Consider the following 15,516-nt stretch of genomic DNA (forward strand, 5'->3'; position numbering starts at 1 on the left):
ATCCGTGATTGCCAGCCTACCAATATTTACGGATAAGTTATCTATATCTTTTTCTGTATCAAACTTTAATGAGATAGCTTTAATAACCTTCCCCTTATATTTTGAAAGATCAATTTCCACTGTGTTCCATTCGTTTTCTTCCCCATTTTTCACTTCAAAGAAAGTAAAGTCTTTTTCTTCGTATGTGCCTTTAAAGTCTAACCCAATCTCCATCTTATTGTCGCTTGCCTTTGATTTATACGTAATGCTTAATTTAGAATCTTGATTCACATCGAGCTTAGAACTATATAATTTTATGTGATTTGAATGTTTGGCCTCCAGTTTCCCATGAATTTTTAAAGAAGTTCCCCCACGGTAAGCATCTTCATAGTCTATTTCAGGAGATAATTTCGACCCTTCACTTTCTACGATCCAACGCCATGTTGCATCACATCTGTTAAGGAGCGATTATGCCATTCTTCATCCTTTGTTACGTTTCCTTCCTCATAAAACTTGTAACCATTGCCAGTAGTAAAGTGTGTGACAAAATTAGTACCTAAAATAGGTGTTTTGTCAGCTACCAAACTCGAAATTCCCGGAAATTCTTTTTCATCTCTTGTACTCGTATCAGCGGGATTGAACGTAGGTCCTACCCAGAACTTCGGATCTTCAACATTTTGAAAATCTTCAGGGTCATCTGAATTTGTTAAAGTCACAGTTGGAGAGAGCAATCCGATCGAAGTCCGTACTTTTTTATTATCTCCATATAAATGTTCTGCTTTTCCTGTATGTTTGGTCTCCGGGAAATATTCCCAGCTTGCAAAGATATCGTAAGGGCTTCTTCCAGCTTTCTTCATTGTTTGAATAGAATTGTCAATTCTATCTTTGTTCCAATTGAAATTAAGAAATACTTCGTCATTAATTTTCTGATCTTTATTTTGTATCATTCCAATGTTATTTTCAGTTACTCCATTTTGGTAGTCAATGGAACCATTAGGGAGCATCGAATCATACCACTGCATAACAAAGTTATCGGGTTTATTATTCTGAATGTAGACCAATACATCCTTAAATTTGGCAGCAAGCTCTGGGTCAATGGAGGATTCCTGATTAATAAAGAAGCCCTCAAAACCATAATAATCAGCTATCTCAAATAATTTATCAGCAATGATATAGTTACCATCCTCATCTTGTTCCGTGAATTGCGTCATTGCTTCTTCTACAAATTCCTTATCTCCCCAGGGAAAAAAGATTGTCCCTGTGGCTTTGACACCATTTTTATGTGCAGAATTAATATGTTCTGGAGTTGGTATTGCAATGATTCCTTCATGGGACGAACCACCCCAATAATTATAGCTATCCACGTATTGGAAGTTCGTAAAAGCATATACGTTTACGCCTTCTCCCCCTTGAGATTTTCCAGTACTAGCTCGTGGGTTGGTCATTGCAAGGCTCATAACTTTTGCGTCTGGTGAAGCATTTGGATTGACCAACGGCCCCATGTGCCTTTCCTTAAGTGGAATAGAGGCTCTATTGTACCTCGCATCCGGATCTTTATCTGGACTCCAATGCTTCAATTCATCTACTTGAAGTGTGTTCCCATAAGGTTGAAGAGTTTCTTTATTTGCATATTCTTCATTTGTAATTGGTCTGCTATCTGGTACTTTAGATGCTTCAATTACATTATTCATAGATAAAAAAGGAAATAACATCATCAATAACACGATACTTACTTTGCCCTTTGTGCCCTTGGTGGTTTTTTTTCTTTTGGAGAGTGAATGTGTATTATTTCTCAAGCTTTTAACTTCCCTTCATTTATATTTTAACTTCTGTACTCTTGGACGGAACATTTCTATAACCTATATCAGAAAAACGTACTAGAAATCACCTCCTTCATGTCTTAATAAGATAAATCTATTTTTTAATGAAAGCTTCTTAAATAGTTTTTAATTCGTGACAGAAGCATTTATACTAAATATTTAGATATCTCTTCTTAAAATTAAAGATTGTCCACATTATATAAAATATGTGTGGAACAACCTTTATTAATGAAAACTCCTATTTCTGACAAAGCAAACGCTACGCTCAATTGTATTACAGATATGTATAGACCTATCCCCACTATAGTAACCACAAAGCTGCTGAACCGACCACACCTGTATTTTGATCGAGTTTTGACGGTACGATCTCTGTAAGACGGCCTTCCGGATTCAGTGCATGTGCCTCCACATAGTCACGAATCGGTTGAAATAGAGCTCTCCTACCTTCGAAACGCCTCCTCCTATCACTATTTTTTCTGTGTCAAATGTATTAATGAGACTGACGCAAGCTATACCAAGCACCCGAAGCACCTTCTCCATATAGGCTACGATTTGCGGATGTCCTTCTTTAAATAAGTCAAACACCTCTTTAGTAGTAAGTTTTTCCCCCACAATATTAGAACCTTCCGTAGCAATTGCTGTTCCTGAAGCAATTGCTTCCAAGCAACCATATTGCCCGCACGTGCATTTACCGAATGATGTATCAACTACCATGTGCCCTACGTCACCAGCATTACCTCTATACCCATGAAGTAATTTACCATCAACCATAATTCCTGAACCAATACCTGTACTTATTGTCATATAAATAAAGTTTTCATTCTCTTTACCTGCCCCCACCCATTTTTCCGCGAGCGCTGCTGCATTTGCATCATTTTCCAATCTCACAGGATAAGGGAATTCTTTTTCAATTAGTCGTTGAATAGGTATATTAATCCATGTGTGTAAATTTGGTGGACAGGTGATTAAACCATTTTTAATGTCAAGAGGACCAGGTGCGCCAATGCCTATCCCCTTCAGTTCACCTTTTGACAAGTCTGTTTTGCTTATTATCTTTCTTATTTCAGAGTTGATTCTATAAATCATATCCTCTGGGGGAATAGATAGATCTGTTGGAATGATAGATTGTTCTTTAACAAATCCAGTTTTATCTACTAGGCCAATAGCTACTTTTGTTCCTCCTATGTCTACTCCTAATGCATATTCCATGTAACTTGGCTCCTTCATACTTCAAATAAGTTGTTTTCGTTTTTAAAATCATATGACATCCTTACATAACAGGTCTCTCTTTAAAATTGTATTTACGTTGCTACATAGCCAAATTAAAGGATTTATCGCTTAGTTGTTTTGCTTTGTTTTCTGTAAAAAGTCATAGACCGCACCTACCATGTTAGCGTTAGCACTAAAGTAACATCTATCAATAGCTGGCATAAGTGTAGCAACTTCTATTTTACCTGTGATGCTTCTTAATTCTTCTTTTAGTTTGCTTATGAGTTCTTTTCTAAAACTAATTCCTCCACCAATCAATATTAGTTCCGGATCGTACATATATTGAATATTATATAGCCCAATTGCTAGCATACGATAAAACTCCTCTATCGCCTGCTGACAAATTTCATCACCTTTTTCAGCCTGTAAGAAAACATTTTCTCCTGTTAGTAAAGTAGGATCTATGTTTTTTTCATAAGCAACACGCTTGATAATCGAATAGGTGGAAGCAACTTCACTAAATGTAGACATTCCTTTTCCGAGATTATCTGAATCGAGAATCATGTATCCAAATTCTCCTCCATGGAGATGTGTGCCTTTATGAATGAAACCATTTTTAATGAGCGCTCCTCCAATGCCAGTTCCAATTACAACGACAGCAATATCATTTTTACCAACAGCAGATCCCTTCCATACTTCAGCCAATGCAGCACAATTAGCATCGTTCTCTATCGAAACAGCTAACCCTGTCTTGGACTCAATTAATGTTTTTATATTGGGTCCATGTATAAAAGGGATAGCACTGGATCCGTAAATAACACCATGATCTGAAACTGCACCAGGGGCACTAATTGCGATTCCCTCTAATTTATATTGTGAATAGTTCTTTTGACAATCCCCGATAATTACCAACAACTCATCAAGCTGCTCAGGTGTTTTTATATTATCTTTGGTTAAAATGGCCCCGTCATGATTAACAACACCATATTTTATATATGTCCCCCCTAGATCAAAGGTAAGAACGTTTGTCACATTTATACACTCCTCTTGGAATTACTTAAATCCATTTTGTTTAGCAATATCACCAAACCATTGGCCGCTTTTCTTTAAATATCGTTGTTGTGTTTCCAAATCAACCCGATATAAACCATATCTGTTTTTATAAGCGTTTAACCATGACCAATTATCCATAAATGTCCATACATGATATCCGAAACAATTGGAACCTGCTTCAATACTCTTATGCAGCCATTTTAGATGTTCTTCATAAAACTCAATCCGATAATCGTCCTGGATCATCCCATTTTCATCCTTGAATCTTTCTTCATTCTCCACACCCATTCCATTTTCAGCAACATACCATGGAATGTTTCCATAATTATCTTTTATGTTTATTGCGATATCGAAAAGCCCTTTTTCGTAAATTTCCCATCCTCTATATGTTCATGCGACGTTCAGGCCATATATACGGATCAAAGAAGCTTTCCGGCATAATGGAGTCTGTATTAGATGGTGCTTCCTTCTCCTTCACCCGTCTTGGTTGATAATAATTTACCCCCAAATAGTCTACAGTGTTTTCTTTGATTAACTCCAGATCGCCCTGGTTCACCTCTGGAAGCAAGTCATGCTTTCTTAAAACTTCAACCAGTTCTGTTGGATATTCTCCTAATACGGATGGATCCAAAAAACTCCGATTAAAGAAGAGATCAGCCATATTAGCCGCCTCAATATCACCTTGTGAATCACTTCTTGGATAAGATGGGGTTAAATTTAAAATGATACCAATCTCCCCAGTTTGATTTAATTGACGATAGGTCTTAATTACTTTAGCACTTGCAAGCATTGAATTGTAAGCAACAGTAACCGCTCGTTTCATATCAACAACACAAGGATAATGATAGTGGTTGAGATAACCCATCTCAACAGGAACAATAGGCTCATTGAATGTCGTCCACTTTTCCACCTTATCCCCGAATAATTCAAAGGCTGTCTTTGCATAGTGATCAAATGCTTCGACAACCTCCAGGCTCTCCCAGCCACCTTTTTCCTGCATAATAAGTGGCATATCAAAATGGAACAAATTAACAATTGGTTTAATATCTTCTAGAAGAAGTTGATCAAATACCTCGTTGTAAAAATGAACCGCTTCTTTATTCACGTTCTTTCCATCCGGTAATAATCTGGACCAGGAAATAGAGGTACGGAAAGAATTAAAATGGACTGCTTTCATCTGCTGTATATCTTCCTTAAATTGCTTATAAAAATCAGATGTAAGTGCAGGCCCAATTCGGTTATGAAAGCGTTCTGGTTCGATCTCAAACCAGTAATCCCAAATATTTTTCGCTTTACCGGCAACCTGGGCAGCTCCTTCTGTCTGTGTTGCAGATGCAGCGGCCCCCCATAAGAACTCCTTTGGAAATTGATACATGTATAACACCCTTTTCTACTATTTATTACTTTCTAGAGGACTGCCTTTTACGTTTATTCCGTTTAAATGAAGAATAAACTCACTAAACATGGCATTTGCCCATGAGAACCATTCTCTTGTGAATTGTTCAGGATCATCAACATGAAATCCTTCATGCATAAAGTTGGTGTTTCCATCAGTTTGTTTAAATATGCTAAGAATGGCTTGTTTCTCTTCCTCGGTTGATGCTGTTATACCTTGGATAGCAAGTGAAATATGCCATATGTACTCTTCAGGCGTATGTGGACTGCCAATACCTTCTGCAACCTTCCCTTTATAAAAATAAGGATTAGAAGAACTTAAAATAAATCGTCTAGTATTCTGATAAACTGGATCATCAAACGTACAATATCCCAAATATGGGATAGATAATAGAGAAGGAACATTTGCATCGTCCATTAAATTATAGTTACCTAGTCCATCTGTTTCATAGGCAAAAATTCGCCCATATTTCGGGTGTTCCACTATTCCAAATTCCTTAATACCATGTTCAATTTTTTCAGCTAGACGCCGAGAACGATCAGCGATATGTTTATCGTGTAGAATTTCTTCGTTTATTTCGATAAGTTGCTTTAAAACAACAACTGCAAACATGTTAGAAGGTATTAGATATCCATATTCACATGCATCATCACTTGGTCTAAACCCAGACCAGGTCATTCCCGTATAACCAACGGGTGAACCTTTTCCATCATGTGTCAGTGTATCTTGCGGACGGCAATCTTCTCGTTCAAAACGATAGTTGGAATTTTGTTCGTGATTTTGCTCAATCTCCCACACATCAAGAATCATTTGAACACCTTCCAAGAAAGTTTTATTAAAGTGTGATGTGCGTCCAGTCGATTTCCAAAATAAATAAGAAAGGTGCAGCGGATAACAAAGGGAATCAACTTCATACTTTCGTTCCCAAATTAATGGCGACATCTCCGTTTTGTCTTCACTATATCTTTCACCATTTGCTGTTTCATTAAATGCATTTGCATATGGATCATGGGTGATATAGAACATCTGCTTATTGATAACACCTTCAATCATATTTGCTATATGCATATCTTTTTCAGCTAAAACTAAATAAGGCCGTACTTGAGCTGCAGAATCCCTTAGCCACATAGCCGGAATGTCGCCTGTTATTACAAACGTGGTGCCATTTTTCTGAGGCTTTAACGTTGTTAAGTACGTATTGGAAAAGCAATTTTTAAATAATGACTGAATTTTTGTATCTTCTTCATAAAAAGATGATACCTCATTAATTAAGTGCTTCATTGAATCAGGTATACTAGTAAACATTTGTATACATCCTCCCAAAGAAGATAATAACTGGGGGCTATTATGAAACTACTCCAGTATATATTTAGCTTCCGTCTAAATAGTTATAGAAGATCCAAATTCCACTTCACAAAAGCCCTCTTAAATGAATTGGTTTTTATTCACTCTTTAATTCCAATTGTTACTATCTCATGCTTTTTTGTTTTAACTTCATAACTTCCGGTTACTGTTTTTTTGAGAGTACCATTATCTTCTTCTATAATATTACTCTTATAAACCTCCCTCTCCTTGTCATGGAGGTTAATCATTATTTCATCTTCAACATCTGTCATGTTAAACCACCGAGCTAGAATATCATTTGTCTTCTCTGATACTTTTAAAGAGGAAAACACTAGCCTATTTAACTTAGATTCTTGTTGAATAAATGAATACACAGGAGGTAATTCACCCTGTTGTACTCCAATTTGTTTTGTTGACCAAGGAACCTGGTATTGATAAGAAGTATGGTATGCATCTAATTTAGATTCTCCCCCTTGATGTGGGATAATTTTAAAAGATACGGTATGTTCTCCTAAACACTGTGCCTCAGGAGTCGGGAAATATCCCCAATCACCTAACTCGCCAACTGACCTTACCAAGGTTAATGCAATGGTTTGCCGTTTATCTCGAAGAACCTCATACTCATAAAGTCCATAATTTGCAATGGTTAAGCCAGATTCTTCATCACTTAAATCCACGAATGCTTGATTATGCTGGGAATGGTCAGGATTTGTCCACCCTTCTTCCGGCTCGTTATTACGGGTAACGACTTCAAAAATGGAATCAGCCTGATGCTGATCTGTTTGAATATCTGCTGGAAAAAGCACCCTTAATCGATGATCCTTCGCATTATTGATAAAGGTTGTCTTGACATCAACATCTTTACTATTCTTCTCTAGAGAAACAAAGGTCTTTATGGTATATGGTATTTTTTCACTGCTTCTCACTGATTTTCTATATTTAAAATCAACCATTTCTCGTTGTTCCACTTCAAGTAACTCCGTTGCGCTCACAGGCAATTCCCATTTGTGAATGATTTCATATATTGCTCTATATGGATTATTTTCCACAAGGTTAATCTCTGCAGTTAAATTTTCAGTAGTTAAAGGTGTTTCATTGTCCGGTTGCTTATACATATACTCATTACCAATGTCCCCGGTATCTTCATATACACAAAAATTGTTATAGGCTTTGCCAGACACTTTATCATAAATAACAAGTGAGCCATTACCTTCAATTTTCACATGTAAAAATTCATTTTCCATTACGTTTGTATCTGTAACAAGTGTATTTATATCGTGTTGGATATTCTCTTCTTCTAAAACACAAGCATAAGTCTTGAAGCCTAATGCAGGTATATCTTCTGCATGAAATGTCAATTGAACCCGGCGCGCCATATATGGCTGACGAAATTTATCCTTAGGCAAATCATATCCAAAGTGGATTCCTAAGTCCTTTACATCACAGGCAAAAGTAGCACCATCAGAATCAATAATCGCTCTTTGTCCTAACGCAAAGTTTTTCAACTCTTTTTTGTTTACACCAGATGAAAAATATTCACGTTTCACATCAAGCGTCACTGTCACCACACCAGTTCGATTCTTTCCAGTTGTATTAAATACAATAAAAGGAAGTGCATTTTCATCCATGTTTTCAAATGAACTTGTGTTTACTTTGTTGCTTATAAATGCTAAGTTTTCATCGACAATCATTTCTGCCACATGCTGACTCTCTTCAAAGCGAGTGATCATCGCACGATGCACCTCATCCACACTACAACCACAGATGCTGTCATGTGGGTGATTCTGCATTAATGTTTTCCAGCTGTACTCAAATAAATGATGCTTGTATTCCGCCCCAAGCATATATGCAAAAGTCGATAGTGGTTCAGCCACCTTCTCCAGGAGTATTTCACCTTTTCGATTTCGCTGTTTCAGGTACAAACGCGAGGACGCTGTATTAACAAGCGTGCCCCAGCCATCAGTCTGTTGGCTACGCAATTCTCCTGCAACTGTCTTTAAATCATCTATGAGTGAGTTATCTAATTGATCTATGTACGTATTAAAACTGGAATGTTTAAAAACAATATTCGGATAAAGCTTTTGCGCTGTTTGAATAGCTTCTGGCAAATCTGTTTGAATCGGTTGATGGTCACAGCCATTCATCATGAGTAAATGAGGTGTTGCCGCATATTTTTCCATTGCAGCTATTTTTTCATTCCAATAAACCGTTGCTTCTTCTTCATTAACAGGTACTTCATTGCCATTACAATACCAATTTGCAAACAGTACACCAAGAACGGTTGAACCGTCCGGAGCCTCCCATTTCATTTCCGAATATGGGGATTCATAAATATCGGTATCTTCCGCCGTATTATTAAAGCCGGTTGGTTTAACTCCTCGGCCAAATACAGCTGTTTTTATACCCGCTTGCTGCAGAATTTGTGGTGCTTGCCCAACGTTCCCAAATGAGTCTGGGAAATACCCGACTCTTGCCAAGCCCCCCCATTTTTCCGCATCTTTCATTCCATATTGGAGGTTTCTGATGTTTGCTTCACTACTTGTCAGAAACTCATCCTGTAAAATATACCATGGTCCAATCTGTAGCCGGCCTTCTTTAATATAATGCTGAACCTTCTCTCGCATTTCAGGACGAACTTGCAAATAATCATCCAAAATTATCGTATGACCATCAAGATGGAAACTTTTAAAAGCCTCATCTGCATCAAACGTTTGTAATAGCTCGTCCATCAACTCAATTAACAAAACATGATGTTTCTCATATGGCAAGTACCATTCTCTATCCCAATGTGTATGTGAGATAATGTGCACGGTTTTATTCTTATTCATTGCAATGCCTCCAAAACTGTTTCACTTTTTAATAGTTATCATTTTTATCCTTTTGAAGCTCCACCCATACTAAACCCTGCAGACATATATTTCTGACCGACGAAATATAGAATAATTACTGGTATCGTATAGACAAAAGAAAATGCAGCGAGTTGTCCATAAAAGACCATTCCATGCTGTCCAAAGAACTGAAAAATAGTAACAGATGCTGGAAGTTTTTCTCTTGTTTGAATTAATATAAACGGGACAAAGAAGTTACCCCAACTGTTGGTAAATGTAAAAATCAATACGGTAAAAATGCCTGGTTTCATTAATGGAGCTACTACTTTTCGTAACCCGGTTAATACAGAAGCGCCATCAATCCAAGCGGACTCTTCTAGAGTTATTGGTACAGAGTCAATGAAATTTTTCATAAGCCAGATACCATATGGCAAGCCTGAGGCAGCCATGAACAACATAGTTGCAATCAAAGAATCATTAATATTAAAAAATACAAATAGTTGATAAACAGGTACCATGATAGCAGTCATCGGAAGACCTGACATAAATAATATAGTAAGGATCACAGAATTTTTATGTTTTATATGGTACCGTGATAATGGATAAGCGGCCAATGCGGAACAAAAAACAAGTACAATCGATGACACCAAGGATAAAAATACTCCTATACCAAACGACCGCAATATTTCAAAATCTGTTAATATCTTTTTCCAATTATCAAGCGTGAATTCTTCAGGCAATTTAATAGATAATGTTGCGTGTGTATCAAAGGAAGCAAAAATTACCCATAATAATGGAATAAAAAACATAATGCCAATTATGGATAACACAAGATAGGGCAAAGCTTTTTGAATAAATTTTTTAGTGATCATATATCATCCCTCATTTACTACTCAGTTTTCAAAAAGCGAATATAAATTAAGCTTAAGGTGATTCCGATTAGCAATAATACTAGTGAAATGGCTGTTCCATAACCTAGTTGATAATTAACAAATGCTTGATCATACATAAATATTGGTAGCGTAGTTGTCTTTTCTCCAGGTCCTCCACCAGTTAAAGCGTAAATTAAAGTGAATACACCTAATGTCTGTAATGTAACTAGAACCATGTTTGTCACAGCAGAACCTTTTATAATTGGTAAAGTGATCCTCCAAAGCCTTTGCCATGCATTCGCACCATCAATTCTGGAAGCTTCTTCTACTTCTTGTGGAATATCATCAAGTGCAGCTTGATACATGAGCATGGAGAAAGCAGCACCATGCCAAATGTTCACAAATATAACACTGATAAGCGGAAAATTAAGTAACCAGGCGACGGGTTTAATCCCTAAAAAACCAAGCATAATATTCAATGTACCTTGGTCGCTTAAGTAAGCAAACCAGACAAACGCAACAACAATTTCAGGTGTGATCCAACCAGCCAAAACAAGAATTCCAATAACTCTTCTAAAAGGTCGTGCTTTTTGCTTCATAAGATAAGCTACTAAAAATCCAACAATTTGCTGACCAATAACCGCTGAAGCGATTAGAAAGATAATTGTATTTAGGACGCTTGTTTTAAAGCTCGGGTCCTGAAACATGCGAACAAAATTGTCAAAGCCGACAAATTGAGTATCAGCGGCAGCAGCTCCCGTTAACGCCATATTTGTAAAAGAATAATAGAACGTCATTATAATTGGCCCCAACACAAATAACATAATTAGTATGATGGATGGTAAACCAAATAGAAATGTTTTAAGGTACATATTACCGTTAAGGGATTTCTTTTTACTCAAAATCTAACACCTCTTTAATAGGGAAATCATGCAACTCGGCATGATTGTCCCTATGTAAGTATATATTTCTCTTATTTTCTTTATAGATTAATAGTTATGCCATATAATTATTCTTCTACCTTCTCCTCACCTACATCTCTCGTAACATCCTCTTTAAATTGCTTCATTGCTTCTTTCGGTGATAAGGTATCTGTCGTAACAGCTTCAACCGCCTTTTGAATGCTTGAAGAAACTAATGGATACGAATCATAGGTTGGTCTGTAATTAGTAAAGTCCAGGTAGTCTGTAATCTTTTGTTGATAGGTAAGTTGTTGATAGTCTTCCAACTCAGCAATATCTTTTCTCGGTGTCAATGCAGTACCATATCTTAAGTTTTCTTTACTTGTAGCAGTTTTAATAAATTCCCATGCAAGTTCTTTATTATCTGCCTTTGCAGGAATTGCTAAGGTCCACCCACCTGACACGGTAACTTTTCCATCACCCTGTCCGTCTTGGGTTGGCATTGGGGCAATATCGATATGTTCTTCCCACTCTGGCCATGGACTATTACCACTTTCCAACCAGTTTCCAGACATCCAATTTCCGTCCAGTGCTATACCAACTTCTCCTTTTGGCATTAGATCTGTTGAAACTTTAGCTCCTGCTTGACCAGTAATTCCCCAGCTTAAGCTTGGACCTAAATCATTTGAATACACAGCATCGATAAATTTAAGAGAATCTAAAAACCCTTCACTTTCTACGATCCATTTACCGGTGTCTTCGTTGTATAAATTACTGTCTGTTCCATATAGAAGCATTAAAAAAGTTTGCATCGTAGTACCTTCACCCATTGCTTTTCCTGAGTTCATCCAGATTGGTACTTCTACATCATCTTTAATTGTTTTTGCTGCATCCAATACTTCATCCCAGCTTTTCGGATTCCAAGGTACACCTAATCCAGCTTCCTCAAAAACCGTCTTATTATACCAGAGACCACGGACATCCGTAGAAATCGGCACACCATATGTATCGCCATCTTCCCCTTTTACGCCACTTTTAACAGGGTCATAAAAGTGCTTCCAGTCGTCCCAATTTTTAACTTCCTCTGTAATCGGTTCCAAATAACCTGCAGCAGCATCTGCTTTCAGACCTTCTGAATCCTCCATAACGATATCCGGCGCTGTATCTTCCGATTTCATCATCAAGATTGTTTTATTCGGATAGTCCCCTTCATTACTATCGATTGGAGTAATTTTCACGTTGACCCCTTCGTGCTTCTCTTCAAAATCTTTTTTTGCATCTTCCATCCAAGCTTTAAAAGAATCATCAGGTGATTTATACACAAGTTCTATGGTGTTTTTTGAATCAGCCTCATTTTCTTCATCTCCTCCACAAGCAACAAGAGCAACCATAGGTATTAATACAATTAACAAGATTAGAAAGTTTTTACTAATTTTTTTCATTTTTTACTCCCCTTTTTTGATTGTAATGTTATACATCCCTGGTAGTTTTTTATAAAAACCCACCACCTCCTTACTGTTGTTTAAAGTTTAAAGCTTAATAAGTGTATTTCCTGGTGAATCAAATAAAAGTTGCTGAATAATAGAAGCTGCTCCCATCAAACCTGAACATTCACCGAAGCTTGATTTAACAAACTTAATATCCTTTGCAGAAGTAGAGAAAGCTCGGGACTTAGCAATATTTTCACTTATTTGAACAATCTCAGGATAAAGTTCAACTAACTGGCCACCAAAGATCACCATCTTTGGAGCAAAGAAATTAATTGCATTTGTCACGCCTATACCTAAGTAACGACCGGTTTCTTCTAATACCTTTAGTACTAAATCATCACCATTTTCACCGTGCTCCATGATCGTTTCTAAAGTTAAGGCGTCTTCATCATTTAAATAAAGATCAGTTAATGAGCTTCTACCACCTCTACGGATTTCTTTTTTAATCCGAGTAATGATGGACAAACCGGATGCCACCGCTTCTAAACATCCAAAATTGCCACAATTACATCTTGGTCCATCTGGATCGATCGATATATGCCCAATCTCACCTGCTCCATTTTTAAACCCTCGATAGGTACGGGAATCCACAATCATTCCTCCCCCGATCCCTTGATCTGCAAAAATATAAAGAATGTTTTCGTTTTTGTTGACTTCCCCAAACCATTGTTCAGCAAGGGCAGCTGCGTTAGCGTCCTTCTCTAAAATGGTGATGAGATTGTAACGTTGCTGTAACTGGTCTTTTAAATTCACATTTTCTACACCTTGTAAGTTTGGTGGTGATAATATTTGACTGCCATCTTCATCAATAGGCCCTGGTGCAGAAACACCAATACCGGCAATTTTTGAAATCTCTATTTTAGTTTCACTTAATAATTGGTCAATCACTTTGTAAACCTTTTCAATAAATGTTGTCTGATAGTTAAAATCAGTCATCGAAATACTGTATCTTTCATAAATCACACCTTTAAAGTTAACTAAACCCGCTGAAACTTTTGTAACACCAATGTCTAAAGCAATTACGTAATAGTTCTCCCAATTAAATTCATATAGTACTGGCTTTCTACCTCCATTGGATTCTCCATAACCAGCTACTTTTAGAGCTTTTATTTTTAATAACTCAGCTGTTATATTACCAATTGTGGCAAAGGTTAAATTTGTATTTTTAGAAATATCAGCCTTTGAAATAGGTCCATTTTTATATATCATTTTAAGAACCAAAGAGCGATTATGTTGCTTTACTTGTTCTGTATTCCAGTGCTCCAAACTTTTCATTTGTAGTAGCCCTCTCCACTTCTTTAAATGTTTAAAATAAGATTACAACTAAAAGCGTTTTCATAAGTAATTAAAAAATATATTCACACTTATTAAACGGTATTTCTCCTCACTTATTAAATTCATTTTAATAAGTTGGGTAAATTATAACACCAGAAATTACCGATGTAAATATTATTTTTAAAATTAACAAACAATTAGCAAGAGAATAGAAGAAACTTAACTAATAGAAAAGATAACCATATTCATACTACTAAATTCGCAAAAAAAATAAGTACTGGCTGAATTGCAGCCAGTACTTATATAATCAATTTATCTATCAAACCCAAGAAACCACAAGCTCCAATTCACCATCAAAACGATAGTCTTTCACAGTATGCGGAAGAATAAAATGCATTCCTTTTTCCAAGTTAAATGTTTTCCCTTCTACAATAATGTCACCTTTTCCTTCCAGAACGCTGACCTGTAAAAAATCGACTTCCAACTTATTTTCTGTAGCGCCATTTAGCTTCCAGTGTTCTACTGTGAAATAGGGATCTTCTACTAAGCGCTTGATAGAAAGATCCCCTTGCTTGTCTTCTGCATGTTCTATCAGTGCCGCTCGATTATCCGGGACAGTAGTTACCTGGGCTGCTTTCTCCAAATGCAAGTCCCGTTTGTTTCCTGCAGCATCGGTTCGATCGTAATCATACACACGATACGTAATATCAGAGCTTTGCTGTGTTTCAAGGATGACAATACCACTACCAATCGCGTGAATGGTGCCACTCGGTACATGTACGAAATCGCCTGCTTGGACAGGAACGCGCTTAAGCAAAGCGTCCCATTCTCCGCTCTGCATCATTTGTTGGAGTTCATCTCTTGAGGTGGCGTGATGGCCGATAATTAACTCTGCCTCCGACTCTGCACTTACCACATACCAGCACTCTGTTTTTCCGTATAGTACGCCTTCTACTTCTCTAGCATAGGTGTCATCCGGGTGTACCTGTACAGATAAGTTGGCATTCGCATCCAGAAGTTTAACAAGCAGCGGATATTCTTCCTTGTTGTCTGTATCCTTATTGAATAATTTTCCATAGTCTTCCCAAGCCTCAGCTAATGTTTTTCCTTTTAAAGGACCATTCTTAATTTGGCTCGGACCATTTGGATGGGCAGAAATCACCCACGCCTCCCCCGTTTGTTTTGAGGGAATTGGGTAGCCATATTTCTCTTTCAGCTTCTCGCCTCCCCATATTCTTTCCTGAAATACAGGCTCTAAAAAGATCGGTTCATGATACATGATAATCCTCCATTCCTTCTCTTTATCATAATTAACATCTATAAATAGCAGGAAGGGCGGAATCACTTC

General features: G+C 37.1%; 10 protein-coding genes and 2 pseudogenes. All 12 read right to left on the reverse strand.

Annotated elements, in window-relative coordinates:
• A pseudogene (locus tag JCM12304_RS16770) lies at positions 1-270 on the reverse strand (hypothetical protein); the annotation flags it as partial.
• 134 nt (positions 271-404) lie between these two features.
• The gene (locus JCM12304_RS16775) at positions 405-1,670 is read right to left on the reverse strand and encodes an endo-beta-N-acetylglucosaminidase (protein ID WP_218185796.1); all 1,266 of its coding nucleotides are present in this window, start codon (positions 1,668-1,670) and stop codon (positions 405-407) included.
• 519 nt (positions 1,671-2,189) lie between these two features.
• Positions 2,190-3,008 (reverse strand): ROK family protein, encoded by an 819-nt coding sequence (locus JCM12304_RS16780; protein ID WP_256200858.1) that lies wholly within the window; start codon positions 3,006-3,008, stop codon positions 2,190-2,192.
• Between the two features lie 129 nt (positions 3,009-3,137).
• Complete coding sequence (locus JCM12304_RS16785; RefSeq protein WP_060681714.1) at positions 3,138-4,040, reverse strand: ROK family protein; 903 nt, start codon at positions 4,038-4,040, stop codon at positions 3,138-3,140.
• A gap of 21 nt (positions 4,041-4,061) precedes the next feature.
• Positions 4,062-5,436 (reverse strand): annotated as a pseudogene (gmuD, locus tag JCM12304_RS16790) (6-phospho-beta-glucosidase GmuD).
• A gap of 18 nt (positions 5,437-5,454) precedes the next feature.
• The gene (locus tag JCM12304_RS16795) at positions 5,455-6,762 is read right to left on the reverse strand and encodes a glycoside hydrolase family 125 protein (RefSeq protein WP_060681715.1); all 1,308 of its coding nucleotides are present in this window, start codon (positions 6,760-6,762) and stop codon (positions 5,455-5,457) included.
• Positions 6,763-6,902: 140 nt separating this feature from the next.
• A complete protein-coding gene (locus JCM12304_RS16800) occupies positions 6,903-9,629 on the reverse strand; it encodes an alpha-mannosidase (RefSeq protein WP_060681716.1) in 2,727 nt (908 codons plus the stop codon).
• Between the two features lie 44 nt (positions 9,630-9,673).
• Complete coding sequence (locus tag JCM12304_RS16805; protein WP_172675314.1) at positions 9,674-10,501, reverse strand: carbohydrate ABC transporter permease; 828 nt, start codon at positions 10,499-10,501, stop codon at positions 9,674-9,676.
• 17 nt (positions 10,502-10,518) lie between these two features.
• On the reverse strand, positions 10,519-11,373 hold the full coding sequence (locus JCM12304_RS16810) for a carbohydrate ABC transporter permease (protein WP_060681728.1): 855 nt from the start codon (positions 11,371-11,373) through the stop codon (positions 10,519-10,521).
• A 137-nt stretch (positions 11,374-11,510) separates the two neighbouring features.
• Complete coding sequence (locus JCM12304_RS16815) at positions 11,511-12,845, reverse strand: extracellular solute-binding protein (RefSeq protein ID WP_256200859.1); 1,335 nt, start codon at positions 12,843-12,845, stop codon at positions 11,511-11,513.
• A gap of 87 nt (positions 12,846-12,932) precedes the next feature.
• A complete protein-coding gene (locus tag JCM12304_RS16820; RefSeq protein ID WP_060681717.1) occupies positions 12,933-14,168 on the reverse strand; it encodes an ROK family protein in 1,236 nt (411 codons plus the stop codon).
• Between the two features lie 319 nt (positions 14,169-14,487).
• Positions 14,488-15,447 (reverse strand): mannose-6-phosphate isomerase, class I, encoded by a 960-nt coding sequence (gene manA / locus JCM12304_RS16825; protein ID WP_060681718.1) that lies wholly within the window; start codon positions 15,445-15,447, stop codon positions 14,488-14,490.
• Between the last annotated feature and the right edge of the window lie 69 nt (positions 15,448-15,516).

The sequence above is a fragment of the Virgibacillus halodenitrificans JCM 12304 genome, from assembly GCF_001310895.1.
GTDB classification, from domain to species: domain Bacteria; phylum Bacillota; class Bacilli; order Bacillales; family Amphibacillaceae; genus Virgibacillus_Q; species Virgibacillus_Q halodenitrificans.